Below are 26,422 nucleotides of genomic sequence, written 5' to 3'. Positions count from 1 at the left end.
CGACGAGCCGGTATCGCGGTCGTTGCGCGAAGGTCAACGACAGATCTGGTCGAACTGGTCGGCGCGGCGGCTCACCCAGAACGGGTCGAGCAGCACCGTGTGTGCCTGGCCAGTGGTCTCCATGGCCGGATCAAAGCACACGCGGGAAGGTGCGTCCACCACGCGTCCCGAGCCGTGAGACGTACACGGACTCCGACGCCTTCGACAGCCGGAGCCGCCGCTCAGGCCCTGCCATCGAGTCGGGCGATGGTGTCCGCGATCAACGCCACTCGGTCGGCCACGTCACCGGCCGGCACCTCCACGAGGTCGTAGCCGAACCGCCGATAACTCTCTTCGTGGATCCGCTCGAACACCAGCGACTCCTGGAAGCTGATCCGGCGGGCGTCGGTGGGTTCACAGAATCCGATGTTGCGGACGAAGAAGACCTGCGGCTCGTAGATCCGGTCGCGGGTGATCCGGTCGATCTCGGCGAGGAGTACCGCCGGAGCGGGGCGGTCCAAGTACGTGGTGAGGGCGTGCGTGCAGACCGGAGACCTGTCGTAGATCTGGTGCGGCGCGTGCCGCGGCGCGGACCGCAGCTGTCGTCGGCGCTGCAGGTCGACCACCTGCTCGACGAAGGCCGGCCGGGCCCAGGGTTCGGCGTCCCCCGCGGCCTGTTCGCGCGCGATGACCGCGGTGGCCGCCTCGTCGACGACATCGAACCCGGCCGCTGTCAGCCGGCGGAGGATCGTGGTTTTCCCGGCGCCGGGCGCACCGGTGAGGATGTACCGCTTCATGGTGGGTCCTTCGGGTCGTCGTGATGTGGGCGCCGACCGCGAACGGCTCGGCAGGAACCGGCAGACGGCAGGCGGCAGTTCGGAGTGAGGTGTGACAAGGAGGCCGCCACGTTGGGCGATGACCGCCTCGCGGCCGAGGGAAGGCGGGCGGGCGGAGATCACACCCGGAAAACGGCCACGGAATCCGGTCGGCCGGGCGGAGTGCGATCCGCAGCCGGGCGATTCCGGGACGGGCAGCAGCCTAGCCGCCTCCGCCCCGGCATTGACGCACGGCGACACCGCTCCATACGATCAACAGCGGCATTGAGTGTCAGCATCGAATCCTGGCCGACCGACCGGCAACCCCCCGACGCAGTGGGGCACTCAGGGCGAAAGCCCGGCAGGGACGCTGATGACTCTGCGAACGCGCGGCCCCGCGACCGGGGTCCCGGATATGGAGGACGGCGTGCCCAACAGCTACGACCCGACTGCCTCCTGTCACGACGCCGTCGTCTTCTCCCGGCTGTCGCGCCGGCGCCACATCGACCTGCAGCGCTTCGCCAGCTGTCTGTGTCACAGCTGACCTTGTCCGGCCTTCCGGGCTGACATCTGTCCGGCCTTCGAAGCTGACATCTGCGGTCGCCCGTCTCACCCGGGCCCCTTCCCCTTCCCCCTTCTCCCTTCTCCCTTCTCCCACGAGTCGACGTCTGCGCGGGTGCGCCCCGCGCCCGTCGACGCGCTTTCCACGCCTCAGGAGTCCCACCCCCGCCGGGGTCGACACCGCCCGCGTCCAGCCACGGTCCGCACAGGTCCGTGTGCACGCGGTGACACGAGTAGGAGCACTTCTCCGTGACAGCACATCCGGTCTCCCGAACCACTCGACGAGCGGCTACGGCCGCCCTTCTGACCACCAGTTTTCTGCTGACCGCCTGCGGATCGGGCGGCGGTGGCTCCGACGCCGGAGGCGGACAGGCCCGGTCCGGCGGCACCCTGACCTTCGCGGTGGGCTCCGACGCCGGCTGCGTGGACCCGCAGCAGGTGGCCAGCAACGACACCATCTACTCGGTACGGCAGATCGTGGACTCCCTCACCGACCAGGACCCCACGACCGGCAAGATCGTGCCGTGGCTCGCGAAGAGCTGGGACATCAGCTCCGACGCGACGACGTTCACCTTCCATCTCAGATCGGGTGTCACCTTCAGCGACGGGTCCGAGCTGACCGCGCAGGTGGTCAAGGACAACTTCGACGCCGTGCCGAAACTCGGCGCGCTGGGCACCCTCGCCGAGGGCTATCTCAGCGGCGTCAAGAACACCACCGTGGTCGACCCGCTCACCGTCAAGGTGACCTTCCAGCAGCCCAACGCCCAGTTCCTGCAAGCCACTTCGACGCACTCGCTGGGCATCGAGTCGTCGGCCAGCGCGAAGAAGAGCCCGCAGGAGAAGTGCAGCCAGGGAGTGGTCGGCTCCGGACCCTTCGTGCTCAAGCAGTACGTGCAGAACCAGTCGATCACGCTGGCCAGGCGCACCGGGTACGCCTGGGGCTCCTCGCTGTGGCACAAGAGCGGCGAGGCCTATCTCGACAAGGTGGTCTTCAAGGTCGTACCCGAGGCGGGAGTCCGGGCCGGCAGTCTCCAGTCGGGGCAGGTGGACGCGATCAGCAGCGTCGGCAAGGCCAATGAGGCGGCTCTCAAGGGCGGCCAGGTCACTCTGCAGCGGCGGGCCAATCCGGGTGTGGTGTTCGGTCTGGCCCTCAACAACTCGCGGTCGGTGCTCAAGGATGCGCGGGTCCGTCAGGCCATCGGGTTCGCCATCGACCGCAAGCAGATCGCCGACACGGTGTTCCCGACCGGGACCCAGCCCGCGACCAGCGTCCTGGCGCACACCACACCCGACTACGCCGACCTGTCCTCGGACCTGACGACCGACGCGGCCAAGGCGAAGTCCCTGCTGGACGCGGCAGGTTGGAAGGCGGGGAGCGACGGCATCCGGACGAAGGACGGCGCGAAGCTGAGCCTGACCGTCGACTGGATCCCCAACTCGGCCACGAACCAGCCCGCGTTGGAGCTGATCCAACAGCAACTGAAGGCCGTCGGCGTCGGTCTGACGCTCAAGCAGCTCCAGGTCACCCAGCTCGCCCCGACGCTTCAGTCGGGTGACTTCGACGCGGCGTGGAGCAATGTGACCCGCGCCGACCCGGACATCCTGCGCAGCTCCTTCTCCACCAAGCTGGCCAACTTCTACCGTCTTCCGGTGACCCCGCTGGACACCTCGCTGACCGGGCAGGCGGCGACCACGGACACCACCAAGCGGGCCGAACTGGTCAAGCAGGCACAGGAGTTGCTCGTGCAGAACGCCTACTACGTGCCGGTGGTGGAGCTCCAGACCCAGATCGGCGTGGCGAAGAAGGTGCACAACCTGAACTTCGACGCCTCCAGCCGGATCCAGCTGCACGACACCTGGATCGGCTGACCCATGCGCCGCTACGCGATCAAGCGGCTCGCCCAGGCGGTCGGGGTGCTGTGGGCCGCCTACACGGTGTCTTTCCTGGTCCTCGACTTCCTGCCGGGCGATCCGGTCACGGCGATGGCGAGTGCCGGAATGGACTCCGGGACGGTCGACCCGGCCCAACTGGCCGCGCTGCGCCACGAGTACGGCTTCGACAAGCCGATTCTGGTGCAGTACGCCGACTACCTCGGCCGGGCGGTGCGCGGGGACTTCGGGAACTCCGTCTCCACGGGCCGGCCGGTGTCCTCGACGCTGGCCGACGCCCTGCCGGGGACCCTCCAGCTGACCGGTGCCGCGCTGCTCCTCGCCGTGCTCCTCGGCGGTGGACTGGCGGTCGTGGCGACCTACACCTCGCGCCGGTGGCTGCGTCAACTGCTGCTGTCCCTGCCGCCGTTGGGGGTGTCGGTCCCTACGTTCTGGGTGGGGCTGCTGCTCGTCGAGTCGTTCTCCTTCCGCCTGCACTGGTTCCCCGCGTTCGGCAACGACGGGCTGCGGGGGCTGATCCTGCCGGCCCTGACGCTGGCGATCCCGACCGGCGCGCAGGTGGCGCAGGTACTGGCCAAGAGCCTGCTCACCGCGCTGGACCAGGCCTATGTGGAGACCGCCCGTGCCAAGGGCGCCGGCCGATGGCGCGTGCATCTGCGGCACGCCCTGCGCAACGCGTCCCTGCCTGCGTTGACCGTTGTCGGCCTGCTGGTAGGGCAGTTGATCGCGGGTTCGGTGGTCGTGGAGACGGTGTTCTCGCGTGACGGACTCGGCCGGGTGACGGCCGCCGCGGTCACGGCTCAGGACATCCCGCTCGTGCAGGGCGTGGTGGTGTTCGGCGCGCTGATCTTCGTGCTGACGAACCTGGTCGTCGACCTCGTCTACCCGCTGCTCGATCCGCGGATCGTGGTGGCCTCTGGCCGGAAGGCGGTCGCAGCATGAGTCAGGGTCTTGTCGACGACACCGCCGCCGCTGCCGCACTCGGCCTCGCGCGACCGGTCGAACCGGGGTCCGGCCCCGGCCCTGGCCGCCGCGTCGACGCGCGACGCGTCCTGCGGTTCCTGGCGCGCCGCCCCGGACTGCTGCTGTCGGTCCTCGTCCTCGTCCTGGTGGTGCTGGCCTCGTTCTGGCCCGGCCTGTTCACCTCCCGGGACCCGCTGACGGGCGTACCGTCGCAGAACTTCCGTGGCCCGAGCGGTGCGCACTGGTTCGGCACGGACGAACTCGGCCGCGATGTCTTCTCCCGGGTCGTCCATGGCGCCCAACTCTCCCTCAAAGCAACCCTCATCGCGGTGGCGGTCGCCTTCGTGGTCGGCAGCCTGATCGGACTGGTCGCCGGGTTCGTGGGCCGCTGGATCGACGACGTGCTGATGCGCTTCGTCGACGTTCTCCTCTCCATCCCGGCGCTGTTCCTCTCCCTGGCCCTGGTCACCGCGCTCGGCTACGGCACGGTGAAGGTGGCGGTCGCGGTCGGCATCGCCAGCGTGGCGAGCTTCGCGCGGGTGACCCGGGCGGAGGTGCTGCGGGTGCGGCAGGCGGTCTTCGTCGAGGCCTCACGGTCGTGCGGGGCCCGCTGGTACTCGGTGCTGGGCCGGCATGTGCTGCCCAACGCGGCGGGCCCGGTGATCGTCCTGGCCACCCTGGACTTCGGCTCCTCGATCCTCGCCGTGTCGGCCCTGAGCTTCCTCGGCTACGGCGCCCCGCCACCGGCCCCGGAGTGGGGCACCTTGATCTCGGACGGCCGCAACTACCTCGCGAACGCCTGGTGGTTGACGGCGCTGCCGGGGTTGGCGATCGCGGCGACCGTGCTGGCCACCAACCGCATCGCCCGCGCGCTGGACGGCGAATGGTCCCGGCAGCCATGAGCGAACGCCCGCAGAACACACCTGGAACGGATGAGGACTTGAGCACGACACCGAGCACCGACCCGGACCCCGGCGAGGGCGCCGCCCTGGAGATTCGCGGCCTGTCCGTGTCGTACCGCACCCGCGGCGGCACCGTACCGGCCGTGCGGGACGTCGATCTCGACGTACGCCCGGGCGAAGTGACCGCGGTCGTGGGCGAGTCCGGTTCCGGCAAGAGCACCACCGCGCACGCGATCACCCGGCTGCTGGCGGCCAACGCCACGATCGACGCGGGCACGATCCGCTTCGGCCGGCACGACCTCACCGCGCTGAGCGAGGCGGAGTTGCGCACCGTGCGCGGCGCGCAGATCGGCCTGGTGCCCCAGGACCCGTCGGTGTCCCTCAATCCGGTCAAGCGCATCGGTGAGCAGGTCGCCGAGGTGCTGCGTATCCACGGTCTCGCGACCCGCCGCTCCGCGCCGTCGGAGGCGATCGACATCCTGCACCGGGCCGGACTGCCGGACGCGGCCACCCGTGCCCGGCAGTACCCGCACGAGCTCTCCGGCGGTATGCGGCAGCGCGCCCTGATCGCGATCGCCATCGCCGCGCGGCCGAGACTGATCGTCGCCGACGAGCCGACCAGCGCGCTCGACGTCACTGTGCAACGCGTCATCCTCGACCATCTCCAGGGCCTCACCGAGGAGTTGGGCACCGCGATCCTGCTGGTGACCCACGATCTCGGTGTGGCCGCCGACCGGGCACAGCGCCTCGTCGTCATGTCCCAGGGACGAGTGGTCGAGGCCGGGCCGACGCGTGGGATCCTCACCGACCCCCAACACGAGTACACCCGACGGCTGTTGGCCAGCGCGCCGAGCCTGACGACCGCCGTCCCCCGCACCGAGGTCACCGCACCCCCGGCCACCGGCACAGCACCGCTGGTCGAACTCCGCAACGCCGTAAAGGAGTTCAGGCTCCCCCGCGCGAACGGCGAGTCCCGCACGCTGCGCGCGGTCGACGACGTGAGCCTCACCCTCCACCGCGGCCGAACCCTCGCCCTGGTGGGTGAATCCGGCTCGGGCAAGTCCACCACCGCCCGCCTGGTGCTCCGCCTCACCGACGCGAGCTCCGGACAGATCCTGTTCGACGGCACCGACGTGACCACCGCCCGGGGCGCCCAGGCCAGGCAGTTGCGCCGACGCGCCCAGCTCGTCTACCAGAACCCGTACGCATCGCTCGACCCCCGCTTCTCCATCGGCGAGGTGATCACCGAACCGTTGCGCGCCTTCAAAGTGGGCGACCGCGCGTCCCGGCTGAACCGGGCCCGGGAACTCCTCGACCGGGTCGCCCTGCCCGCCGCCACCCTGGACCGCCGCCCGGCGGAACTCTCCGGTGGGCAGCGGCAGCGCGTCGCGATCGCGCGGGCCCTCGCCCTCTCCCCCGACCTGGTGGTGTGCGACGAGCCGGTGTCCGCGCTCGACGTCTCCGTACAGGCCCAAGTCCTCGACCTGCTGGCGGAGTTGCAGGCCGACACTGGCGTGGCGTACCTGTTCATCTCGCACGACCTGGCCGTCGTACGGCAGATCGCGCACGAGGTCGCCGTCATGCGGGCGGGCCGCATCGTCGAAACAGGTGCCCCGGACGACCTGTTCACGCACCCTCAGCACGAGTACACCCGCGAGCTGCTCGCGGCGATCCCCGGCCGCCAGGCCGATCACGAACTGAGGACGCGAAGCGCATGACCATCACTTCCCTCGCCTTTCTCACCCCGGGCAACTTCGCCGACGACGACCCGTACACCGGCCTGGAGGAGACCCTCCAACTCTTCGAGTACGGCGAGCGGTTGGGCTACGACGGCGCGTGGATCCGGCAGCGGCACCTCGAACACGGCGTCGGTTCGGCCGCGGTGTTCCTCGCCGCGGCAGGACAACGCACGCGGCGCGTCGAGTTGGGGACCGCGGTCATCCCGATCGGCTACGAGAGCCCGTTCCGGCTCGCCGAGGATCTGGCACTGGCCGACGTCCTCTCCCGGGGCCGGCTCCAGGTCGGCTTCAGCACCGGCATGCCGCACGCCGAACTCCTCGGTGATCTGGTGTACGACGGCGACTGGCGCGCCTTCGACTTGTCCTACGGCCGGGTCGCCCGGGTCGTCGACAATCTGCGCGGCGACTACCTGGGCGGCCCGGACACGGTGATCGAGTCGCCGGGCAACACCCAGCGACCGCGGCTGCAACCGCACAACCCCGGTCTGGTGGACCGTATTTGGTACGGCGGCGGGAGTCTGCGCTCGGCCCGCTGGGCCGGCGAGAGCGGCCTCAACCTGTTGTCCGGGAACATCGTCACCGGCGAGAACACCGACGACTTCACCACGGCCCAGTCGAACCTGCTCGCCGAGTACCGGCGCGTCCAGCCCGCCGCCCGCGTCGCGGTGGGCCGCGTCGTCGTGCCGTTCGACAGCGCCGACCGGGCCGCCCGCGCCCGCTACCGCACGTATGCCGACAGCCGTCATGCCCGCACCCTCGCCCCGCAGGGCCCGAGGCGGACCCTGTTCGCACCCGACGTGGTCGGCACGGCGGAACAGATCCTGGAGCAACTGACCGCGGATCCTGTGGTGTCGGCGGTCTCGGAGCTGCGCCTTGAACTGCCGTACGAGTTCCGGCGGGAGGAGTACGAACAGATCCTGCACGATGTACTCCACCTGGTCGCACCCGGACTGGGCTGGCGCCCCGCACAGTTGGAGGCCGCGCGATGAGTCCCGTACGACTGGACGTCCACACCCGGGAGCCGTTCGCCGACGGTCATCGCTTCGCCGAGGGTGGGGCGTACGAAGTACTCACCGCCACGGCCCACTACACCGTGGACCCCGAGGAGCCCGCCCTCGGCTCGATCACCGATCTGGACCTCGCACCGCGTGACGGCGACGGCGCGGTGCGCTTCAGCGGGGACGTCGAGATCCTGCGGCCGGTCGACGGCGGACGCCGACGGCTGTTCTTCGACTGGGGCAACCGGGGCAACAAGCGGGCCGTCCAGTACTTCTGCGACGCCCCGCACACGAACCGCCCCCGGACCCTCGCCGACGCGGGCAACGGATTTCTGCTGCTGCGCGGGTACACGGTCGTCTTCGGCGCCTGGCAGGGCGATCTGCTGCCCGGCGACGGACGGCTGCTGCTCGACCTGCCCGTCACGACGCGGGGCACGGAACCCGTACGCGGCCTGACGACAGCCGAGTTCATCGTCGAGGAGCCCACCGCCTCCCTGCCGCTGTCGCGCTGGACGAACACGAGATCCTCCCCCGTCAGCGCGGCGGGCGAACGGACCGCGCGGCTCACCCGGCGACGCTACCCGCACAGCGCACCGGAGGAAGTACCCACGACAGCCTGGCGGTTCGCACGTCTCCAGGGCGGCGGCCCCGACCTGCGGTCTCAGTCCGTCGCCGTCGTACCGAGCCGAACTGACCTCTACGTCGACGGTGGGCTACGGCCGGGCTGGATCTACGAACTGACCTACGAGGCCGAGGAACCCCTCGTCCTCGGCCTCGGTCTCGTCGCGGTGCGCGACCTGGTCAGCCATCTCCGCCACGACCCGGCACAGCCGGTCGGGGAGATCGACTACGCCTACGGCTGGGGTCGTTCGCAGACCGGCCGCGCCATCCGCGACTTCATCCACCGGGGCTTCAACGAGGACGCCGAAGGCCGCCGGGTGTTCGACGGACTGCTGCCGCACGTCTCCGGCGCGGGCCGGCTGGACATCGGGCGGTTCGCCAACCTGACGGTGCCGGGAGGCCAGCAGTACGAGGACCACCTCAACGCGGCCGACGCCTTCCCGTTCGCGTACGCCGAGACGGTGGACCATCTGACCGGCGCCCGCGACGCGATCATGAAGCGCGCGAGCGACCCCAAGGTGCTGCACACGCAGACGTCCACGGAGTACTGGCAGCGCCGGGGATCACTGGTCCACACCACAACTGACGGGCGGGACCTGGGATTTCCGCCGAACGTGCGGGGCTACCTGTGGTCGTCGAGCCAGCACGTCGCGAGTCCGACGCCGCAGTCCCCGGGGAAGGGCATCTGCCATCACGTCGAGAACGTCGTCGCCACCTCCGCGCTGTTCCGGGGCGTCCTCGACGCGCTCGACGCATGGGTGAGCGAGGGTGTGGAACCGCCTCCGAGCGCGGTGCCCACGGTCGCCGACGGCAGTCTGGTGGCATTCGAGGAGTGGTCACGGCAGTTCCCGGCGGTGCCCTCGGCGCTGCGGCCGTACGGTCCCAACGAGCTGTACACAGTGGACCGTTCGACCGTGCCGCCGGTCGCCGACCGCGCGCATCGCTACACGGTGCTGGTCCCTGCCGTCGACGCCGACGGCAACGAGACGGCGGGTGTGCGCGCCCCGATGGTGTCCGTGCCGCTCGGTACCTACACCGGCTGGAACACGCGTGCACCGGGTCAAGGGCACGGCGCGCTGCACGAGTTCAGCGGTTCCACGTTCCCGTTCGCCGCCACCGAGGACGAGCGGCTGATCACCGGTGATCCGCGTCCGAGCGTGGAGAGGCGCTACGGCGACACGGCCGGATACGCCGCCCGCATCAGGGCGGCGGCCGAGGAACTCGCGGCGCGGCGGCTGCTGCCCGATGAGGACGTGGCACGCGCGGTGAGCGCCGCCGCGGACTGGTCGACGCCACGCCATGACGTCGACCTGCCCTGACTCCGCGTCGGGCAACTCCCGAGCGGCCAAGTCACGCAGGACCCTTCTCAGACCCTCAGATTCAGGGCGGACCACAGCTCTCGCTCCACACCCGTAGGGGGGATGTGCGCGGCAAGGCACTCCGGATGACCGGGCGGCGGTCCGCTGCACGGCTCCGGTGTGCGCTCCGTCTCCGTCCCATCGGCAGCGGCCACGGGGACCGGAAGTCCGCCCAGGCAGCAGCCGACTACGAGCAGCCCCGGTGCCCACCGGGCGAACAACTCGGCCCACCTGCGTGCCCGGCTCACCGCAGCGCGGCCGTCGGCCACAGCGGTTCGGTCGCACGGTCCTCGGCCTCACGCAGAACGCGCAGTACGTTGCGGCCGGTCAGGGCCTCCAGGTCGGCCCGGGACCAGCCGCGGTCGGCGAGTTCGCGCAGCAGTACCGGGTAGCCGGAGACGTCGGCGAGGCCGATCGGCTGGTGGTCGACGCCGTCGTAGTCGCCGCCGAGGCCGATGTGGTCACGGCCGGCCACCTCGCGGGCGTGCTCGACATGATCGGCGACCTGGGCCACCGTCACCTCGGGCCGGGGGTGTTCCTCGGTCCAGCGCCGTAGCCGGTCGTCGGCGGACGCGGTGAAGGCTGCGGCGAGTTCCTCGGCGACGTGGGCCGGATCCTCGCCCGGTCGTGGTGCGCGCGGCCAGCTCCAGGGCTGCTTGGGCAGCCCGAGACGTTCACGCTCGGCCTGCAACTCCTGGGCCCACTCAGCCACTTCGGCCGAGATGAAGTACGGGACGAAGGTGAGCTGGATGACGCCGCCGTTGTCCCGCAGCAGCTCCAGGACCGGATCGGCGACATTGCGCGGGTGGTCGTTGAGGGCGCGTACGGAGGAGTGGCTGAACAGCACCGGGGAGGTCGAGGCGGCGAGCGCCGCGCGCTGGGTGGAGTCGGCGACGTGGGAGAGGTCCACGAGGACACCGGTGCGGTTGAGTTCGGCGACGATCGCCCGGCCCGTGTCATTCAGGCCGCCGACGCCGGGCTCGTCGGTGGCCGAGTCCGCCCAGGTGGTGTTGTCGTTGTGGGTGAGCGTCACATAGCGGACGCCGAGCCGGGCGTACGACCGCAGGACGCCCGGGGACTCGGCGAGGCTGTGACCGCCCTCGATGCCGAGCAGGGAGGCGATCCGTCCGTCGGCGAGCGAGCGCTCGACATCGGCCGCGGTATAGGCGATCCGCAGGGTGTCCGGGTAGCGGGCGACGAGCCGGTACACGGCGTCGATCTGCTCGAACGTGGCCACCACGGCCTCGGGTTCGGGGAGTTGAGAGGAGACGTACACCGACCAGAACTGTGCGCCGACCCCGCCCGCGCGCAGCCGCGGCAGGTCGGTGTGGAGGTCGGGACGGCCGTCCGCGAGCCCTTCGACGCTGTAGCCGGAGCGGGCGCGCAACGCCACGGGCAGGTCGTTGTGGCCGTCGAAGACGGGGGTGTCGCGCAGTACCTCCGCGATGAGGTCCACCACTGTGTCGGTCATGTGCTTGCCACTCCTTCGCCAAGGGTCAGCCGGCGGCGCCCCTGCCGTATCGGGTCGGCGACGGGCAGTGAGGCGATCAGCCGCCGCGTGTAGTCGTCCTGTGGGTTACCCAGGACCTGGGCCGTGGATCCGGACGCGGCGATCCTGCCCCGGTGCAGTACGACGACCCGGTCGGCGACCTGCTCCACCACCGCGAGGTCATGGCTGATGAACAGCGCCGCGAAGCCCAACTCCCTTTGCAGTTCGGTGAAGAGGTCGAGCACCTTCGCCTGGACGGACACGTCGAGGGCGGAGGTCGGCTCGTCCGCGATGATCAACGGGGGCCGCAGGGCGAGCGCCCGGGCCAGGGCGGCACGTTGGCGCTGGCCGCCGCTGAGCTCGTGCGGATAGCGGTCGGCGTAACTCCGGGGCAGATGAACGGACTTCAGCAGCGCCTCTGCCTCGGCGCGGATCGCTGCGGCCCCAAGTTCACGCCGGTGCACGGTCAGTGGCTCCGCGACGCTGTCGGCGATGGTGAGCAGCGGATTGAAACTGGCCGCGGGGTCCTGGAAGACGTAGCCGATGTGGCCGGCCCGGCCGCGGGTGCGGCGCCGAGTCGTCAACGGCTCGCCGAACACGGTGAGTTCACCGCCGGACGCGGGCGTCAGACCGGCGACCACCCGGCCGATGGTGGTCTTGCCGCTGCCGCTCTCCCCCACCAGCCCGAGCACCTCGCCCGGCCGGATCTCGAAGTCCACACCGTCGACCGCGCGGAAGCCCTTCCTTCCCAGTCGCCCGGGGTAGTCCACGAGCAGCCCGGCGGCCCGTACGACCGGCTGCGCTTCGTCCGTCGCGGAGGTCTGCGTCCTGCCCTGTTCTCCGAAGACCGGTACGGCGGCCAGCAGTTCGCGGGTGTACGGGTGGACGGGCGCCGCGAACAGCTCGCGGACCAGGGCCTGTTCGACGATCTCGCCCTCGCTCATCACGGCCACCCGGTCCGCGAGGTCCGCGACGACGCCCATGTTGTGGGTGATGAGGAGCACGGCGGTGCCGAAGTCGGTACGGCAGCGGTGCAGGAGTTCGAGGATCTCCGCCTGGACGGTGACGTCGAGGGCCGTGGTCGGTTCGTCGGCCACGATGAGCCGGGTGCCGAGGGCGAGGGCCATGGCGATGACGGCGCGTTGCTTCTGGCCGCCGGAGAGTTGGTGGGGGTAGTGGCTCACGCGGGTGGCGGGGTCGGGGATCCCGACCTTGTCGAGCCATTCGACGGCCACCGCCCGGCGTTCGGCCTTGGTGCCGCCGTGGCCGTGCGCGCGGAGGCCCTCCGTGAGCTGCCAGCCGATGGTGAAGACCGGGTTCAGCGCGGTGGACGGCTCCTGGAAGACCATCGCGACGTGGGTGCCGCGCAGGGCGCGCAGTCGGGCGGGGGACGCGGTGAGCACGTCCTCGGCGGGGTCGGCGGTGCCGTCGCCGAGCAGGACCCGGCCGCGGGCGGTCGCGGTGGCGGGCAGCAGTCCGAGCACCGACTTGGCGGTGACGGTCTTGCCGCTGCCGCTCTCGCCCACGAGGGCCAGTACCTCGCCAGGGGCGACGGACAGGCTCACGCCCTTCACCGCGGGAGCCGCGCCGGCGTCCGTGGCGAAGGTGACGTGCAGATCCTCGATGCGCAGGAGGTCAGTCATCGTCCGTGCCTCCGTCCGTCGCGATGGCGGTCGCCTTCGCGGTCGTACCGCCGCGTCGTCGCAGTCTCGGGTCGGCGAGGTCGGTGAGACTCTCGCCGAGCAGGGTCGTGCCGAGCACGGTGAGCACGATGGCCAGGCCCGGCGGGATCGCGGTCCACCACAGTCCCGAAGTGACGTCCGCGACCGAGCGGTTGAGGTCGTAGCCCCACTCGGACGCCGAGTTGGGTTCGATGCCGAAGCCGAGGAAGCCGAGTCCTGCGAGAGTGAGGATCGCTTCGGAGGCGTTGATGGTGAAGATCAGCGGGAGGGTGCGGACCGAGTTGCGCAGCACATGCCGGAACATGATCCGCCAGGTGCCGGTGCCGATCACCCGGGCCGCGTCGACGAAGGGCTCGGCCTTCACCCGGGTCACCTCGGCCCTTACGACACGGAAGTACTGCGGTACGAACGCGACGGCGACCGAGCAGGCCGCCGCGCCGAGGCCGCCGACGAGGCTGGACTGGCCGCCGCTGATCACGATCGACATGACGATGGCGAGCAGCAGTGGCGGGAACGCGTAGAGCGCGTCGGCGAGCCCCACCAGCAGCCGGTCGAGGCGTCCGCCGAGATAGCCGGAGGCCAGCCCGAGCACGGTGCCGGGGATCACCGAGAGCAGCAGCGCCGCGAGGATGATCTCCAGCGCGGTCCTGGCGCCCCACACCGTGCGGGAGAGCACGTCGTACCCGGCGATGGTGGTGCCCAGCGGATGGGCGCCGCTGGGGTGTTGCTGGGAGCCGAACAACCGTCCCCCGTCCTGGAGTTGGGCGAATCCGTACGGGGCGAGAAGGGGTCCGAGGAGGGCGGTGAGGACGAACAGCACGGTGAGGACGGCGCCGGTGAGGAGCATGCCGCGCTGTATCGCACCCCCGGTGCGAAGTCGTGCGCGCATGCGGTCCGGCAGCAAGGCGGGCCGTCGCACGAGGAGTTGGGCCACGGCTCAGTACCTCACTCGGGGATCGATGAGGGCCGCGACGACGTCGACGAGGAAGTTCGTCACCGCCACGACGACGGCGAACAGGGCCACGATGCCCTGCACGGCCGGGAAGTCACGGACCGTCAGATAGTGGGCGAGTTCGTAGCCGAGGCCCTTCCACTCGAAGGTGGTCTCCGTCAGCACCGCTCCGCCGAGCAGCCCGGCGACCTGGAGTCCCAGGACGGTGACGACGGGGATCAGGGCAGGTCGGGTCGCGTGTCGGGTCACCAGGCGGAAGGGTGCGACACCCCGGGAGCGGGCGGCTTCGACGTAGTCGGCGCCGAGGGTGCCGATCAGGTTCGTACGGACCAGCCGCAGCAGGATGCCGGCGACGAGCAGGCCCAGCGCCACGCCGGGCAGTACGGCGTGCTTGAGGACATCCGCGACGGCGGCCCCGTCCCCGCTGCGGAGGGCGTCGACGAGGTAGAAGCCGGTCGTACTGGTCTGGTTCTGGAGGAAGAGCTGCACGTCGGTGCTCGCTCGGCCGGACGCGGGGAGCCAGCCGAGTTGGATCGCGAAGACGAGTTTCAGCAGCAGACCCACGAAGAACACGGGGGTGGCGTAGGTGAGGACGGCGAAGAGTCGCAGGGCCGCGTCGGGCGCGCGGTCCCGGTTGGAGGCCGCAACCATGCCCAGGGGTACGCCGACGGCGAGGGCCACCAGGAGGGCGTAGCAGGCGAGTTCGACGGTGGCGGCGCCGTAGGTGCCCAGGACGTGGGTGACCGGTTCGTTGTCGGTGACGGTACGGCCGAAGTCGCCGGTCGCCAGGGACTTCAGGTAGTCGAGGTACTGGGTGAGCAACGGCCGGTCGTAGCCCGCCTGGTGGAGTTTCGCGTGGAGCTGGTCGGGGGTCAGCCGGTCGCCGAAGGCGGCGCTGATCGGATCGCCGGTGGCGCGCATCAGGAAGAAGACCAGGCTGACCAGGATGAACACGGTGGGGATGATGAGGAGGAAGCGGACCACCAGATAGCGGGCGAGTCCGTACCCGGCGGCGCCGTCGGCGGAATTGCCGACGGCGCCGGGGGCCGTCTCCTGGGTCAGAGCGCTCACTTCTTCGAGAGTCCTGCCCAGCGGAAGGTGTACGCGCTGGTCAGCGCGTCCGGCACACCACTGACGTCGGTACGGGTGACGATCGCCGTGGAACCCTGGAGCAGCGGCAGCAGCGGCACCTGCGCGGCGGCCTTGTCCTGCGCCTCCTTGAGGAGTTCGGTGCGCTGGGCCGCGTCGGTCTCCGTCTCCTCCTTCAGGATCAGCGAGCGCACTGCGGGGTCGTCGTAGCCGTTGGCGACCCAGCTGTTGGCCGAGTAGAAGGGCGAAAGGTAGTTGTCGGCGTCCAAGTAGTCGGCGTACCAGCCCAGTTGGTAGAGCGGGTAGAGGTGCTTGATGCGGTCCTTGCCGTACTGGGTCCACTCGGTGGACTGGAGGTTCACCTTGAACAGCCCCGTCGCTTCGAGCTGGGTCTTGACGAGCGTGTACTCGTCGGCCGAGGACGACCCGTAATGGTCGCTGTTGTACTGGAGGTTGAGGGTGACGGGCGTGGTGACCTTCGCCGCCTTCAGCCGTGCGGCGGCAACGGCCTTGTCGGGGCCGCCCTTCTTGTCGCCGTAGAGGGACTTGAAGGAGTCGCTGGCGCCGGTGAGTCCGTCGGGCACCGAGCTGTACAGCGGCTGGTAGCTGTTCTTGTAGACCTGCTGGGCTAGCTGGGTCCGGTCGACGGAGTCGGCCACGGCCTGGCGGACGGCCAGCGCCTTGGCCTTGTCGGCGTCCTTGGTCTTGGTGCCGTAGGGCTGCGTGGCGAAGTCGAAGACGATGTAGCGGATGCCGTTGCCGGAACCGGTGTGGACCTTGATGTCCTTCTTCTTGGCCAGGTCGTCGAGGTCGGCGGTGGTGAGGGTGCGGTAGACGGCGTCGACGGTGCCCTGCTGGACGTCGAGCTTCAGGTTGCTGGCGTCGGTGTAGTACTTGAGCTGGATGTTCTTGGTCTTCGGGGTGCCCAACTGGCCGCCGTAGTCGCTGTTTTGGGTGAAGGAGACCAGCGAGTTCTTGTCGTAGCTCGTGACGCCGTACGGGCCGTTCCACGGCTTGGCCGCGACGATGGCCTTGTCGTCGAGGATCTTGTCCGCGGGGAAGGTCTGTTCGTCGACGATGTAGCCGGCCGCGGTGGACAACACCTGGGGGAAGAGGGTGTCGTTGGCGGATTTGAGGGTGAAGACGACCGTGGTCGGTGCCGGGGCGGCGACCGAGGCGAGGTTGTAGAGCAGGGACGAGGGGCCGTTCTCGTCGGCGATCTTCAGGGTCCGGTCGAAGCTGAACTTGACGTCGGAGGACGTGAGTTGGTGACCGTTCGCGAACTTCAGGCCCTTCCGCAGAGTCACCGTGTACTCCTTGGGCCCGGTCAACTTGATGCCGGTGGCGAGATCCGGGGAGACCTCCGTGGCGCCGTTCTTCACGCTGAGGAGGGTCGCGTAGACCTCGCTCTCGATGGTGCCGGAGCCCGCGTCCCAGGCACCCGCCGGGTCGAGGCTGGTCACCTGGTCGGTGGTACCGACGGTGATCGTCGGGCCGTCGGAGCCGGTGGACGTCTTGCTGCTGGTGCAGCCGGTGAGGGCGACCAGGAACGCCGCGCCGAGGGATATCGCGCCGAGGGGCCGAAGAGGTCTGACGGTGCTGGAATGTGCCATGGCTGGTCTCTGTCTCCGCATGGGTGGATGCGCGAAAGGGGTGCGGCGGGCAGGACATGCCGGGCGCACGCTGTCGCGTGAAGGGTGAGAGTGAACGTGCCGCGCGAGGAACGGGTCAGCTGTGACAGAGACAGCTGGAGACCAGCAGCAGATCCACATGGCGCCGGGAGCACAGCACGAGGCCGGTTGCCACGTCGTCCTCCTAGGGTGTCGCCGGCAACTGAGGCCGGTGGGAACGCACTTGCAGAACAGAAACATCCGCCGAGCCGTCACCTGGGGCACCCCACTGCGTCGAGGGTTGCCGTCCGGCCAGCCAGGGCTTGATCACCGGAACTCGTAGCTCGCGCTCACCGTAGATCGACTGCTCTCTCGGCGTCAAGACGCCTCGGGGGGACGCGCCGGAGCGAGGAGTCGGAGTCGATCGAGCTGGTGGAGAAGCGAGTTGAGCGAATCCTGTGGTCCTTCTCCGGCCGTGTCGAGGGTGATGTGCTCACGGTTCCACGGTTCGTGGTCGCGTCGCCGGACCTGCTGCCAGTCCGGAAGCGGCAGACCGGGAATGTCGACCGAGCGCGAGGTCACGCGGTGTCGGTGCTCGGCCGGATCCGAGCAGATCACTTCCACCTCTACGACCGGAACGCCCGCCCCGGCCCCCGCGTCGCGCCAGCTGTCCCGGGTGACGGCCAGCGGATTGACCGACTCCGCGATCACGGTGAGCCCCTGCCGAAGGTGTTCCTCGGCCAGGGCATACCCGACGACGTAGCCTGCCGGTCCGACGGGGTGCTGTGCCAGGCCGGAGCGGACGAGCGCCTGCTCGATGGTGTCGACACGCAGGTGCACCGCCCCGATGCGTGCTGCCAGGAGTCGGGACAGCGTGGTCTTCCCGGTACCGGGCAGTCCGCCGATGACAATGAGTGCGGTGGTCACCAGCACCCCCAATCACCGTATCCGGGACAGGAGTTGGTCTCCGATGCGGACGATCTCCTGCTTGTAGGGCGTGTCGGAGAGGACGAAGTGTGTGATGCCGAGCTTGCGGTAGTCGTCCAGCGCCGTGGCCACGTCGGCGGCGGAACCGACCAGCCAGGTCGTCGCCGCTCCCCCGCCGCCGAACCTGCCCGGCGTGGTGTACAGGCAGGTGTCGAGCACTTCGCCCCGGGCGGCGAGGTCGTAGAGCCGTTGCTGTCCGACGGCCGTCTTCCGGTTCCCCGTCCAGGTCAGCTCGTCGGCCGAACCGGCCGCCATGCGCGCGACCCTCCCCTCGGCCGCCCGCCACGCCTCCTCCGTGGTGTCGCGCACCACGGTGGTGATCCGCAGGCCGAACTCCAGCGGCCGGTGCCGACGGCCGATCTGATCGCTCAACTGCCTTAGCCTGTCGATGCGTTCGGCGAGTCCGGCGAGCGGTTCGCCCCAGAAGAGCTGTACGTCCGCCTCGGCCGCCGACACCCGCTCGGCGGCCTCGGACGCGCCGCCGAAGTACAGCGTGGGATGCGCTCTGCCGGCCGTCTTCCAGGGGCGGGGCCCGATCGTGGAGCCGCTCACTTGGAAGTGATCGCCGTCGAACGACACGTCCCCCTCGGTCCACAGCCGTCGTACGAGATGCAGGAACTCCTGGGTGCGCGCGTACCGTTGGGCCGGATCGCTGCGGGTGTCGCCGTAGGCGGCCAGGTTGTCGAGGCCGCTGACGATGTTGACCAGGACCCGGCCGCGGCTGAGCTGGTCCAACGTGGCTGCCGCGGCGGCGAATTGGGCGGGCTGCCAGTAGCCGGGACGGATCGCGATCAGGGGCTTGAACGTGGTGGTCCGTGCGGCCAGCGCGGTCGCGACGGTGAAGGTGTCCGGGCGTCCCCACCCGGTGCCCAGGAGGGCGCCACCCCAGCCGTGGCGTTCGGCGGTGCGGGCGAGGTCGGTGGAGTACTCGATGGAGCCCCAGCCGTCCGTCGTGTCGTCGCCACGGTGGCCCGGTTCGACGGTGTTGGGGATGTACCAGAGGAATTCCGGGCTCATCGTGACTCCGATCGCGGTGTGACCGACGGCGGTGCGAGGGATGTTCGGGCGGAAAGCGAAACCCAGCCTGGATCAGACGACCTCCCGCACCCGCGGAAAGTGGCAGGCCGCCCCGTCCCCGCCGAACACCGGCACCTCCTGGCCGCACCGTTTCCGCTCCGGCTCCGCCAGCTGCGGATGGAGCGGGCAGCGGGCCCGGAACCGGCAGCCGTCGTAGCGTCGTGTCGGGCTCGGTGGGTCGCCGGCGAGCAGGATGCGCGTCCGCTGCCGTTCCCGCTCGCGGGCCGGGTCCGGCAGGGGTACGGCGGAGAGGAGGGCCTGGGTGTAGGGGTGCCGGGGGCGCTCGAACACCTCGTCCACGGGACCCGCCTCGACCGTGCGTCCGAGGTAGACGACGCTCACGCGGTCGGCGATGTTCCGCACCACGGACAGGTCGTGGGAGACGAAGAGATAGGCGAGGCCCAGTTCCTCCTTGAGGCGTTGCAGCAGGCTGAGCACCCCGGCCTGGACGGAGACGTCGAGTGCCGAGACCGGTTCGTCCAGGACGAGCAGTTCGGGTTCGACGGAGAGCGCGCGGGCGATGCCGACGCGTTGCCGCTGGCCGCCGGAGAACTCGTGCGGGTAGCGCTCCGCGTGGGCCGGGTCCAGGCCGACCTGGGTGAGGAGTTCGGGCACGCGCCGGCCGATCGTCGCCCGGTCCGCGCCCTGGGTGCGCAGCGGTTCGGCGACGATGTCCCCGACGGGCATGCGCGGGTCGAGGGAGGCCATCGGGTCCTGGAAGACGATCTGGACGCGGCGGCGCAGGGCCTTCGCCTGCGACTTCCCGAGCCCGGAGAGGTCGTTGCCGAACAGTTCGATCGATCCGCCTTCCGGCGGGGCCAGTTCGAGCAGTTCGAAGAGCGTCGTCGACTTCCCGGAGCCCGATTCGCCGACGAGGGCGAGTGTCTCGCCGCGCCGGATGTCGAGGTCGACGCCGTCGACGGCGTACACGGAGCCGATCCGGCGTTTGAAGGCGGCCCCTTTGAGGAGCGGGAAGGTTCTGGTGAGACCGCGTACCTTCAACACCGTTTCGCCGGTGGGTGGTTGGATTGCGCGCGGGGTGTCCATCCGGGGGACGGCGGCCAACAGCCGCTTGGTGTACGGCTCCTGCGGGCGCTCGAAGACATCGTCGGCCGTGCCCGATTCCACGACCCGTCCCTCGTGCATCACGGCGACCCGGTCGGCCGTCCCGGCGATGACACCGAGGTCGTGGCTGACCAGGAGCAGCGCGGCGCCGGTCTCGCGCTGTGCGGTGCGCAGGACGTCGAGCACCTGTGCCTGGATGGTGACGTCGAGGGCGGTGGTCGGTTCGTCGGCGAGGATGATGTCGGGGTCGTTGGCCATCGCCATGGCGATCATCGCGCGCTGGCGCATGCCGCCGGAGAACTCGTGCGGGAACGCCCTTGCGCGCAGGGCGGGTTCGGGGATGCCGACGAGGTTGAGGAGTTCGACCGCCCGCTGCCGTGCATGGTCGCGGGAGACGTCCTGGTGGGCTCGTACGGCCTCGGCGATCTGGTCGCCGATCCGGTAGACGGGCGTGAACGCGGACAGCGGGTCCTGGAACACCATGGAGACGCGGCTGCCGCGAATCCGGGTGAGTTGCCGTTCCGAGGCGCCGACGAGTTCCTGCCCGTCGAGCCGTACGGACCCGCGTACTTCCGCGTTGCCCGGGAGCAGGCCGAGGACGGCGAGCGCGGTCGCGGACTTGCCGGAGCCCGACTCGCCGACGAGGCCGAGGACTTCACCGCGTTCGAGGGTGAGACCGACCCCGCGTACGGCGGGCCGTCCGTCGAAGTCGACGTCCAGGTCGGTCACTTGGAGGATCGGGCTCATCGGGAGGCGCCTTTCGAGGTGGGGTCCAGCGCGTCTCTCAGTCCGTCGCCCACCAGGTTGACCGCCAGTACGAAGACGACCAGGAGTCCGGCCGCGAAGAAGAACATCCAGGGGTAGGTGACCGCGGCGCTCGTCCCGTCGGCGATCAGCGTGCCGAGCGAGACGTCGGGCGGCTGGACGCCGAAGCCGAAGTACGACAGCGCCGTTTCGCTCATCACCGCGCCGCCGACCTGGATGGTGGCGTCGATGATGAGGAAGGAGGCCACGTTGGGCAGCACGTGCCGCCAGATGATCCGGAACGGTCCGACGCCCATGTACCGCGCGGCGCGCACGAATTCGCGCTCCTTGAGGGAGAGCGTCATGGACCGGACCACCCGGGCGGTGATCATCCAGGCGAAGAGCCCGAGCAGCCCGACCAGGGCGAACCAGCCTCGGGAGCTCAGCCGGGGCGAGACGATCGCGATGATCAGGAAGGAGGGGAAGACCAGCAGCAGGTCCACGAAGAACATGAGCAGCCGGTCGGTCCAGCCGCCGAAGTATCCGGCGCAGGCGCCGACGAGCGAGGCGAGCCCGGTGGACAGCACGGCGACGAGCAGTCCGATGACGAGGGACTTCTGCAGGCCGCGCACGGTCTGCGCGAACACGTCCTGGCCGATGCGGTTGGTGCCCCACCAGTGGTCGCCGCCGGGTGCGGCCCGCAGCGCGGTGTAGTCGATGTGGCTGTAGGACCACTTGGTGGTGTACGGCCCGACGAAGGCCAGCAGGAACAGCAGCACCAGGACGACGGCTCCGGCGAGGGCGGCGCGGTTGCGCAGGAAGCGGCGCAGGACGACGGTGGCGCGACCGGCGGGCGGGGCGGCGACGGGTGCCTCTTCGGCGATGACGGTCGTGGTCATGATGCCTGCCGGATGCGTGGGTCGAGGGCGGCGTGCAGGAGGTCGGCGAGGAAGCCGGAGAGCAGCACGGTGACGGCGGCGAAGAGGTTCACGGCGACCACCGAGTTCACGTCGTTCTTGCCGATCGACGCGATGAACCACTCCCCCATGCCGTGCCAGCCGAAGATCGTCTCCGTGAAGATGGCGCCGGTGAACAGCGCGAGGAAGCCGTAGGAGAAGTAGGTCGACATGGGGATGAGGGCCGTCCGGAGTCCGTGTTTGAGGAAGACCGTGCGGCGGGCGAGGCCCTTGGCCCGTGCGGTGCGCAGATAGTCGGAGCCGAGGACGTCGAGCATGGTGTTGCGCTGGTAGCGGCTGTAGCTCGCGACGGCGAAGAGGGCGACGGAGAGGGTGGGCAGGAGCAGGTGCACGCTCCGGTCCTTGAGGACGGTCCAGAGGCCGCCGGTCACGCCGGGGCTCTTCTCTCCGGTGAACTGGATCAGGTCCGTGCCGGTGCTCTGGTTGAACCAGATCGCGCCGGTCTTGAGGAGAATCGCCAGCAGGAACACGGGAGTTGAGAGAAGCGCGAAGGAGGCGAGGGTGACGGCCCGGTCGCTGAACCGGTACTGCCGTACGGCCGTCCAGGCTCCGACGAGCACTCCCACTACGGTCCCGAACACGGTCCCGGCGAGCAACAGCCGCAGGCTGACGCCGAGTCGGCGACCGAACTCGGCGTCGACGGAGGTGCCGTCGATGGTCTCGCCGAGGTCGCCGCGCACCGCGTGCCCGAGCCAGCGCAGGAAGCGACTCGGCAGCGGGGTGCGGTCGTTGACGCCGATCTCGTCGAGATGGTGGTTCACCGAGGCCGCGGGGATGGGCGGCTGCCGGCCGGCGTAGTACTCGCGCGGGTGGAGCGCGAGCGAGGCCAGCAGGTAGGAGAGGCAGACTGCGGCCAGGAGCAACAGGGCGTAGTAGCCGAGTCGTTTGGCCAGGTAGGCAGGCACAGTAGAAATGGTCCGCGCGTCTTGTTGCCACTTTATGAAGAGAACATGTCAGGTGTCCAGGGGGTCTCCCCCGGGGGTCGTAGGCCGTTCTACGTTCGGTGCATCCACCTGAAGTCCGGCGCGCCCACCCCGAGTTCCGGCGCCCCCCACTGACGACCACCGGCCTCACGAAGGACACCGACATGCGACAGACCTCCACCGCTGCATGGGTCGCCGCCACCGCGGCGACCGCGTTGCTGGTGACCGGCTGCGGCTCCTCCGACGACGGCAGACCCGTCGCGCAGCGAAGCGCGGCCCCGGCCGGCAGCCAGGCCATCAACGCCCGGTCGCTGAACGACATCCAGCAGGGCGGCACCCTCAAGCTGGCGATCTCGCAGTGGATCGCGGACTACAACCGCTACACCGCCAACGGCAACCAGGGCGACGCGCAGGACATCAACGCGCTCGTGGAGCCCAGGCTGTTCTGGGCGGACGCCCAGGGCGAGTCCCACCCCGACACCGACTTCCTGCTCTCCGTCTCGGTGACCTCCACCAGCCCGCAGACGGTCGTCTACAAGCTCAACCCCAAGGCGAAGTGGTCCGACGGAAAGGCCGTCGACTGGCGGGACTTCGCGGCCCTGTGGCGGGCGAACAACGGCACGGACAAGGCGTACGAGGCCGCCGACACCTCCGGCTACGAACAGATCGGCAAGGTCGAACAGGGCGCCGACGCGCACCAGGTCAAGGTCACCTTCACCACGCCGTACGCCGACTGGAAGCACCTCTTCAACCCGCTGCTGCCGGCCGCCGGGATCGACACCCCGGACAAGTTCAACAAGGGCTGGACGCAGCAGATCCCGATCACCGGGAACGCCTTCAAGATCTCCTCGTACGACAGGACGGCCCAGACCATCACGGCGGTACCTGACCCCAACTGGTGGGGAACGAAGCCCAAGTTGGACTCGATCGTCTTCCGCGCCCTCGACTACACCGCCTGGACGGACGCCTACCTCAACAAGGAGATCGACTACGCCGCCGCGCTCCTGCCCGAGGACTACAAGCGGCTGTACAAGGCGGCGGGCACCGACATCCGGGTCGGCGCCCGCTGGGACGAGGTGCACATCGAGTTCAACGGCGCGCGCGGCCCGCTGAAGGACGTGCGTGTCCGTCAGGCCCTCCAGCACGCCATCGACCGCAAGTCCATCGCCGCCGCCTTCGGCAAGGATCTCCCTGTCCAACTCAAGCCGTACGGCAGCCACTTCTTCATGCCCAACCAGGCCGGCTACCAGGACAACTCCGGCACGTACGGCACGTACGACCTGAAGAAGGCGGGCGAGCTGCTGGACGCGGCGGGCTGGAAGCTCCGGGGCGGCAAGCGGGTCAAGGACGGCAAGCAGCTCACGCTCGGCTACACGCTGAGCGCGGGCTCCACCTCCGCACAGGTGGACCAATCAGAGCTGGTCCAGGCACAGTTGGCGCAGGTCGGCATCAAGCTGAACATCGTGAAGGTGCCGTCGAACGACTACTTCTCCAAGTACGTCACGATCGGCAACTTCGATCTGACGAGTTTCCGTTGGGTCGACCAGATCTTCCGCTCCCAGGCGTACCCGATCTACCGCGAGCCGTCCGGCAAGAACCTCTACCAGAACTACGGTTCGGTCGGGTCCCCCGAGGTCGACGCCCTGCTGAAGAAGGCCACCGAGACCACGGACACCACCGAGGCGAACAAGCTCTACAACGAGGCCGACGCCAAGATCTGGGCACTGGGCCACTCCATCCCCGTCTACCAGCGCCCCCAAGTCCTCGCGGTCCGCTCGAACCTCGCCAACTACGGCGCGAGCGGCCTCGCGGACGTCGACTACACGAAGGTCGGCTGGCTGAAGAAATGACCCGACGGATACGGCGGAGACCTTGGACAGGTCTCCGCCGTACCGGTTGTGGTGGCGCGTTCGGCTAGCGACGGTCCGCGAGCCGCCTGACCGCCGCGATCAGCGTGTCCACCTCGCCATGCGTGTTGTAGAAGGCGAACGACGGCCGGACGGTGGCCTCCAGGCCGTACCGGCGCAGGATCGGCTGCGCGCAGTGGTGGCCCGAACGGACCGCGATTCCTTCCTCGTTGAGGGCGGTGCCCACCTCGGCCGGCTCGTAGCCGTCCAGGACGAACGACACGATGCTCGCCTTGTTCGGTGCCGTGCCGACCAACCGCAGTCCGGGTACGCACCGCAGGCCTTCGGTGGCGTGCTCGACCAGGGTGTGTTCGTAGGCGGCGATGTTCGGCAGGCCGATGCGCTCGACGTAGTCGATGGCCGCGGCCAGTCCCACCGCGTCGGCGATGTTGCCGGTGCCGGCCTCGAACCGGCCCGGCGGCGGCTGGAAGGTGGACTTCTCGAAGGTGACGTCGGTGATCATGTTGCCGCCGCCCTCCCACGGAGGCATGTCCTCCAGAACCTCCCGCTTGCCGTAGAGGACGCCGATCCCGGTCGGTCCGAACAGCTTGTGCCCGGAGAAGACCAGGAAGTCGGCGTCCAACTCCCTTACGTCGATGGGGAGATGCGGCACCGACTGGGCCGCGTCGACCAGAACGCGTGCCCCGGCCCGGTGCCCGATCTCGATGATCTGCTCGACCGGTACGACGGTGCCGAGCGCGTTGGACATCTGGGTGACCGCGACGAGTTTGGTGCGGTCGGAGAGAAGCGCGGTGTACTGGTCGAGCAGCAGCTGGCCGCTGTCGTCGACCGGGATCACCTTGATCACCGCGCCGGTCTGCTCCGCGAGCATCTGCCAGGGCACGATGTTGGCGTGGTGCTCCAGGTGGGAGAGCACGATCTCGTCGCCCGCGCCGATGTTCGCCGGACCCCATGCCTTGGCGACCAGGTTGATCGCCTCGGTGGTGCCCCGGACGAACACGATCTCCTCGGCGGAACCGGCCCCGATGAACCGCGCGACGGTCTTTCTGGCGCCCTCGTAGGCGTCCGTCGCCCGGGCGGCCAGCTCGTGCGCCGCGCGGTGGATGTTGGAGTTCTCCCGCGAGTAGAACTCCACCAACCGGTCGATCACCGCCTGCGGCTTCTGCGTGGTCGCCGCGTTGTCCAGCCAGATCAGCGGACGCCCGTTGACCAGCTCGGACAGGATCGGGAAGTCCCGCCGCACCGCCTGCACGTCGAAGGCCGGGTGCTGGTCGAGCGGCAGTACCGACTGCTCGCCGGACACGTCGGGTTCCTGGACGAAGTAGTACGGCGCTGTCGTCGCCGTCGGTGCCATCGCCTCGCGCAGCGGCGGCAGCCCGAGGTGGCCGAAGCCGGGGAGCTCCGGGGCCTGGGCGGGGTATCCGGCGGCCTCGGTGAGGAAGTAGTACGGCCCTGGGTCGGGGAGGTGGGCCGGTGCGGCCGGCGCGGGGACGGGCGGCGGCCCCGGGGCCACCGGCGGGGCCGATGCCTCCGGGCTGGGTCCGGCGCCACCCGGCGCACCCACCGCATAGGGGCTCGCCATGAATGTGGCAGGGGCGCTGGTCGGCGGCGGCCCGGACGGTGGGCTCATTCCGGCGGTCGGTGCCGGGGGCGGCGGGTCCATGGAGGGGAGGCCGGTCGGCATCGGAGGCGCCGGGTTCGCGGCGGGCGTGGCGGTCGGCACCGGCACGGAGGGGACCGCGGTCGGCCCCTCCGTGAACACTCCGGGACCGGATTCCGCGGCGGGCAGGCCAGTTGGCACCGCGGGTGCGAAATCCGCCGTCGGCGGACCGGCCGGCTGGGCGGGGAACGGGCCCGGGGCCGGCGGACCGGTGGGCACAGCGGGGGCGACCTGCGCGGCCGACGGCCCCGCAGTCGCCGTAGGAGAGGAGTCCGCGTGCGGCAGGCCGGTGGGCGTCGGCCATTCCGGTCGGCCGTCGAAGACCGGAGTCGGCGCCTCCGTGTCGGACTCCATGGCCGCCGGCTGCCCGGGGAGTGCTCGGAAGAACTCCCCGGCCATCCGGCTCAGCGTCTCCTCGTCCGGCAGCCACGCCGGGGCGGCTTCGTTACCGGTGGTTGAGGGCGTGGTCATGG

21 protein-coding genes and 2 riboswitches are annotated in these 26,422 nt (G+C 69.9%); of the genes, 8 read left to right on the top strand and 13 right to left on the bottom strand.

The window, feature by feature from the left end; genetic code table 11:
• Nucleotides 1-221 precede the first annotated feature (221 nt).
• Entirely contained in the window at nt 222-776 is a 555-nt protein-coding gene (locus JHN45_RS05770; RefSeq protein WP_201048266.1) for an AAA family ATPase, read from the bottom strand.
• 299 nt (nt 777-1,075) lie between these two features.
• Nucleotides 1,076-1,188: riboswitch (SAM riboswitch) on the top strand.
• 33 nt (nt 1,189-1,221) lie between these two features.
• Between JHN45_RS05770 and JHN45_RS54640 the strand changes: the two genes are divergently transcribed.
• The 7 genes from JHN45_RS54640 to JHN45_RS05740 all read left to right on the top strand — a co-directional run bounded on the left by JHN45_RS54640 (nt 1,222) and on the right by JHN45_RS05740 (nt 9,787).
• A complete protein-coding gene (locus JHN45_RS54640; RefSeq protein WP_374195591.1) occupies nt 1,222-1,338 on the top strand; it encodes a putative leader peptide in 117 nt (38 codons plus the stop codon).
• A 266-nt stretch (nt 1,339-1,604) separates the two neighbouring features.
• Complete coding sequence (locus JHN45_RS05765; RefSeq protein ID WP_201048265.1) at nt 1,605-3,224, top strand: ABC transporter substrate-binding protein; 1,620 nt, start codon at nt 1,605-1,607, stop codon at nt 3,222-3,224.
• A 3-nt stretch (nt 3,225-3,227) separates the two neighbouring features.
• On the top strand, nt 3,228-4,187 hold the full coding sequence (locus JHN45_RS05760) for an ABC transporter permease (protein WP_201048263.1): 960 nt from the start codon (nt 3,228-3,230) through the stop codon (nt 4,185-4,187).
• Entirely contained in the window at nt 4,184-5,110 is a 927-nt protein-coding gene (locus tag JHN45_RS05755; protein ID WP_201048262.1) for an ABC transporter permease, read from the top strand. The genes JHN45_RS05760 and JHN45_RS05755 overlap by 4 nt, the downstream gene beginning before the upstream one ends.
• Nucleotides 5,092-6,828, top strand: a complete 1,737-nt coding sequence (locus JHN45_RS05750; RefSeq protein WP_201048260.1) for an ABC transporter ATP-binding protein — start codon at nt 5,092-5,094, stop codon at nt 6,826-6,828. Before JHN45_RS05755 ends, JHN45_RS05750 begins: the two co-directional genes overlap by 19 nt.
• Nucleotides 6,825-7,838, top strand: coding sequence for an LLM class flavin-dependent oxidoreductase (locus JHN45_RS05745; protein WP_201048259.1), 1,014 nt, complete (start codon nt 6,825-6,827; stop codon nt 7,836-7,838). The genes JHN45_RS05750 and JHN45_RS05745 overlap by 4 nt, the downstream gene beginning before the upstream one ends.
• Nucleotides 7,835-9,787, top strand: coding sequence for an alpha/beta hydrolase domain-containing protein (locus JHN45_RS05740; protein ID WP_201048258.1), 1,953 nt, complete (start codon nt 7,835-7,837; stop codon nt 9,785-9,787). The genes JHN45_RS05745 and JHN45_RS05740 overlap by 4 nt, the downstream gene beginning before the upstream one ends.
• Before the next feature lie 47 nt (nt 9,788-9,834).
• Here JHN45_RS05740 and JHN45_RS54635 read toward each other — a convergent pair whose 3' ends face one another.
• The 11 genes from JHN45_RS54635 to JHN45_RS05690 form a co-directional block, all read right to left on the bottom strand.
• Nucleotides 9,835-10,074 carry a DUF6059 family protein gene (locus tag JHN45_RS54635; protein WP_374195592.1) on the bottom strand — a complete coding sequence of 80 codons (240 nt, stop codon included), beginning with the start codon at nt 10,072-10,074 and terminating at the stop codon, nt 9,835-9,837.
• Nucleotides 10,071-11,297: a dipeptidase gene (locus tag JHN45_RS05735; protein WP_201048257.1), complete on the bottom strand. Its 1,227-nt coding sequence runs from the start codon at nt 11,295-11,297 to the stop codon at nt 10,071-10,073. Before JHN45_RS05735 ends, JHN45_RS54635 begins: the two co-directional genes overlap by 4 nt.
• On the bottom strand, nt 11,294-12,958 hold the full coding sequence (locus JHN45_RS05730) for an ABC transporter ATP-binding protein (RefSeq protein ID WP_201048256.1): 1,665 nt from the start codon (nt 12,956-12,958) through the stop codon (nt 11,294-11,296). The genes JHN45_RS05735 and JHN45_RS05730 overlap by 4 nt, the downstream gene beginning before the upstream one ends.
• Nucleotides 12,951-13,931: an ABC transporter permease gene (locus JHN45_RS05725; RefSeq protein ID WP_201048255.1), complete on the bottom strand. Its 981-nt coding sequence runs from the start codon at nt 13,929-13,931 to the stop codon at nt 12,951-12,953. The genes JHN45_RS05730 and JHN45_RS05725 overlap by 8 nt, the downstream gene beginning before the upstream one ends.
• A gap of 3 nt (nt 13,932-13,934) precedes the next feature.
• Nucleotides 13,935-15,020 (bottom strand): ABC transporter permease, encoded by a 1,086-nt coding sequence (locus tag JHN45_RS05720; protein ID WP_201048254.1) that lies wholly within the window; start codon nt 15,018-15,020, stop codon nt 13,935-13,937.
• Nucleotides 15,017-16,651 (bottom strand): ABC transporter substrate-binding protein, encoded by a 1,635-nt coding sequence (locus JHN45_RS05715; RefSeq protein ID WP_201048253.1) that lies wholly within the window; start codon nt 16,649-16,651, stop codon nt 15,017-15,019. The genes JHN45_RS05720 and JHN45_RS05715 overlap by 4 nt, the downstream gene beginning before the upstream one ends.
• 232 nt (nt 16,652-16,883) lie before the next feature.
• Nucleotides 16,884-16,993: riboswitch (SAM riboswitch) on the bottom strand.
• A gap of 33 nt (nt 16,994-17,026) precedes the next feature.
• Nucleotides 17,027-17,581, bottom strand: coding sequence for an AAA family ATPase (locus tag JHN45_RS05710; RefSeq protein ID WP_201048252.1), 555 nt, complete (start codon nt 17,579-17,581; stop codon nt 17,027-17,029).
• Between the two features lie 6 nt (nt 17,582-17,587).
• Nucleotides 17,588-18,652: an LLM class flavin-dependent oxidoreductase gene (locus JHN45_RS05705; protein ID WP_201048251.1), complete on the bottom strand. Its 1,065-nt coding sequence runs from the start codon at nt 18,650-18,652 to the stop codon at nt 17,588-17,590.
• A gap of 72 nt (nt 18,653-18,724) precedes the next feature.
• Nucleotides 18,725-20,524 carry an ABC transporter ATP-binding protein gene (locus JHN45_RS05700; protein WP_201048250.1) on the bottom strand — a complete coding sequence of 600 codons (1,800 nt, stop codon included), beginning with the start codon at nt 20,522-20,524 and terminating at the stop codon, nt 18,725-18,727.
• Nucleotides 20,521-21,420, bottom strand: coding sequence for an ABC transporter permease (locus JHN45_RS05695; protein WP_201048249.1), 900 nt, complete (start codon nt 21,418-21,420; stop codon nt 20,521-20,523). The genes JHN45_RS05700 and JHN45_RS05695 overlap by 4 nt, the downstream gene beginning before the upstream one ends.
• The gene (locus JHN45_RS05690) at nt 21,417-22,403 is read right to left on the bottom strand and encodes an ABC transporter permease (RefSeq protein ID WP_201048248.1); all 987 of its coding nucleotides are present in this window, start codon (nt 22,401-22,403) and stop codon (nt 21,417-21,419) included. Before JHN45_RS05690 ends, JHN45_RS05695 begins: the two co-directional genes overlap by 4 nt.
• A gap of 182 nt (nt 22,404-22,585) precedes the next feature.
• Here JHN45_RS05690 and JHN45_RS05685 point away from each other — a divergent pair, with 182 nt between their 5' ends.
• A complete protein-coding gene (locus JHN45_RS05685; RefSeq protein WP_201048247.1) occupies nt 22,586-24,271 on the top strand; it encodes an ABC transporter family substrate-binding protein in 1,686 nt (561 codons plus the stop codon).
• Between the two features lie 64 nt (nt 24,272-24,335).
• Here JHN45_RS05685 and JHN45_RS05680 read toward each other — a convergent pair whose 3' ends face one another.
• Nucleotides 24,336-26,420 carry a family 2A encapsulin nanocompartment cargo protein cysteine desulfurase gene (locus tag JHN45_RS05680; protein WP_236583386.1) on the bottom strand — a complete coding sequence of 695 codons (2,085 nt, stop codon included), beginning with the start codon at nt 26,418-26,420 and terminating at the stop codon, nt 24,336-24,338.
• Nucleotides 26,421-26,422: the final 2 nt, after the last annotated feature.

It is taken from the genome of Streptomyces sp. MBT53, from assembly GCF_016654115.1.
Taxonomy (GTDB): domain Bacteria; phylum Actinomycetota; class Actinomycetes; order Streptomycetales; family Streptomycetaceae; genus Streptomyces.
The sequence above is the reverse complement of the archived record's forward strand: the minus strand, read 5'-3'. Positions and strand labels throughout refer to the sequence as shown.

What these genes read in the sequence shown, in the direction of transcription:
- JHN45_RS05770 (WP_201048266.1), bottom strand. Translation starts at nt 776, where the DNA reads ATGAAGCGGTACATCCTCACCGGTGCGCCCGGCGCCGGGAAAACCACG.
- JHN45_RS05760 (WP_201048263.1), top strand. Translation starts at nt 3,228, where the DNA reads ATGCGCCGCTACGCGATCAAGCGGCTCGCCCAGGCGGTCGGGGTGCTG.
- JHN45_RS05755 (WP_201048262.1), top strand. Translation starts at nt 4,184, where the DNA reads ATGAGTCAGGGTCTTGTCGACGACACCGCCGCCGCTGCCGCACTCGGC.
- JHN45_RS05750 (WP_201048260.1), top strand. Translation starts at nt 5,092, where the DNA reads ATGGTCCCGGCAGCCATGAGCGAACGCCCGCAGAACACACCTGGAACG.
- JHN45_RS05745 (WP_201048259.1), top strand. Translation starts at nt 6,825, where the DNA reads ATGACCATCACTTCCCTCGCCTTTCTCACCCCGGGCAACTTCGCCGAC.
- JHN45_RS05740 (WP_201048258.1), top strand. Translation starts at nt 7,835, where the DNA reads ATGAGTCCCGTACGACTGGACGTCCACACCCGGGAGCCGTTCGCCGAC.
- JHN45_RS05735 (WP_201048257.1), bottom strand. Translation starts at nt 11,297, where the DNA reads ATGACCGACACAGTGGTGGACCTCATCGCGGAGGTACTGCGCGACACC.
- JHN45_RS05730 (WP_201048256.1), bottom strand. Translation starts at nt 12,958, where the DNA reads ATGACTGACCTCCTGCGCATCGAGGATCTGCACGTCACCTTCGCCACG.
- JHN45_RS05715 (WP_201048253.1), bottom strand. Translation starts at nt 16,651, where the DNA reads ATGGCACATTCCAGCACCGTCAGACCTCTTCGGCCCCTCGGCGCGATA.
- JHN45_RS05705 (WP_201048251.1), bottom strand. Translation starts at nt 18,652, where the DNA reads ATGAGCCCGGAATTCCTCTGGTACATCCCCAACACCGTCGAACCGGGC.
- JHN45_RS05700 (WP_201048250.1), bottom strand. Translation starts at nt 20,524, where the DNA reads ATGAGCCCGATCCTCCAAGTGACCGACCTGGACGTCGACTTCGACGGA.
- JHN45_RS05695 (WP_201048249.1), bottom strand. Translation starts at nt 21,420, where the DNA reads ATGACCACGACCGTCATCGCCGAAGAGGCACCCGTCGCCGCCCCGCCC.
- JHN45_RS05685 (WP_201048247.1), top strand. Translation starts at nt 22,586, where the DNA reads ATGCGACAGACCTCCACCGCTGCATGGGTCGCCGCCACCGCGGCGACC.
- JHN45_RS05680 (WP_236583386.1), bottom strand. Translation starts at nt 26,420, where the DNA reads ATGACCACGCCCTCAACCACCGGTAACGAAGCCGCCCCGGCGTGGCTG.